The sequence below is a fragment of the Litoreibacter ascidiaceicola genome (assembly GCF_900129235.1).
GTDB lineage: Bacteria > Pseudomonadota > Alphaproteobacteria > Rhodobacterales > Rhodobacteraceae > Litoreibacter > Litoreibacter ascidiaceicola.
In genome coordinates, this window is the sequence record NZ_FQUV01000021.1 from 1 (window position 1) to 1,333 (window position 1,333).

Here is a 1,333-nt window from a genome sequence, read left to right on the forward strand (position 1 = left end):
GGGAGTGTCCTGAACTCTGTGTATCTGGTCCGGTCCATGCGGGTTTCAGATACGGTCACGCATTGAAGCGTTCGTCAAACATGATAGCGAATTGATTGCGGGCGGCAAACCACTCTCGGACATTCCGTCCTCCTTTCTCGAAGTTGCGGATGGCCAAGTAGATCAGCTTCGTCGCGGCCTCCTCGGTTGGGAATGAGCCGCGCGTCTTGATCGATTTCCGGATTACCCGGTTCAGACTTTCGATGGCATTGGTGGTGTAGATGATTTTACGGATCGCGGGATCGAAGGCGAAGAACGGGATTACCTCCTGCCATGCCCGCCGCCATGCCGGGGCAATCGAGGCGTATTTACCGGCCCATTTTTCCTCAAAGGCGTCCAGCTCAGCGGCAGCCTGTTCGGCCGTCGGGGCGCCGTAAATCAGGCGAAGATCGGCGGCCACTGCCTTGCGATCTTTCCAGGCGCAGAAGTTCAGAGAATGGCGCACCAGATGCACGATGCAGGTCTGGATCGCGGCGTTCGGGAAAGCGGCTGTGATGGCCTCAGGGAAGCCCTTCAGTCCATCTACGACCGCGATCAGCACGTCCTGAACCCCGCGGTTCTTCAGTTCGTTCATCACAGACAGCCAGAACTTGGCACCTTCGTTGTCGGCAATCCAGAGGCCGAGAACCTCGCGGACACCGTCCCTGCTGACGCCCAAGGCCACGTAGACGGCCTTGTTCTTGACCATGCGGCTGTCAGCATCGCGGATTTTGACCCGGAGCGCGTCGAATATCACGATAGGATACATCCGCTCCAGCGCCCGCGATTGCCATTCGCGGACCTCGTCGAGCACGGCGTCGGTCACGCGGCTGATCAGGTCCGGCGACACCTGGAGGCCGTAGACGTCCTCAAGGTGGGCACGAATGTCGCGGACCGTCAAACCAGCGGCATAGAGACCAATGATCTTGTCATCCATTCCGTCGATCCGGGTCTGGCCCTTCTTGATAAGCTCCGGCTCGAAACTGCCGTCCCGGTCACGCGGCACGGCGATTGGCACCTCGCCGTCCTGACCCTTCAGCCGCTTACTGGCTGTGCCGTTGCGCCGGTTGGACTGACCAAGAGGTGCATCCTTGCCTTCTTCATAACCAAGATGCGCGGTCAGTTCGGCTCCCAGCATGCGTTCCATCAGCTTGATCCTAAGCTCTTTCATCAGCCCGGCGTCGCCAAGCAGATCTTCAGGCCGCTCGCAGCCCTTCAGAAGTTCGTCCAGCAGTTCCTTGGAAATCGTCATCGTCCTTGCTCCTCTCAGGAAGCATGAACCAAAACCAAGTTACACAGAAGATCGGACACTCTC

The 1,333-nt window shown here is 58.7% G+C and carries 1 protein-coding gene; it reads right to left on the bottom strand.

All coding sequences use genetic code 11. The features are described 5' to 3' along the window. Window positions 1–55: 55 nt before the first annotated feature. The gene (locus BUB72_RS18460) at window positions 56–1,270 is read right to left on the bottom strand and encodes an IS256 family transposase (RefSeq protein WP_073146475.1); all 1,215 of its coding nucleotides are present in this window, start codon (window positions 1,268–1,270) and stop codon (window positions 56–58) included. Between the last annotated feature and the right edge of the window lie 63 nt (window positions 1,271–1,333).

Bases quoted from the DNA above. Each gene is read 5' to 3' on its own strand.
- BUB72_RS18460 (WP_073146475.1), bottom strand. From the start codon at position 1,270: ATGACGATTTCCAAGGAACTGCTGGACGAACTTCTGAAGGGCTGCGAG.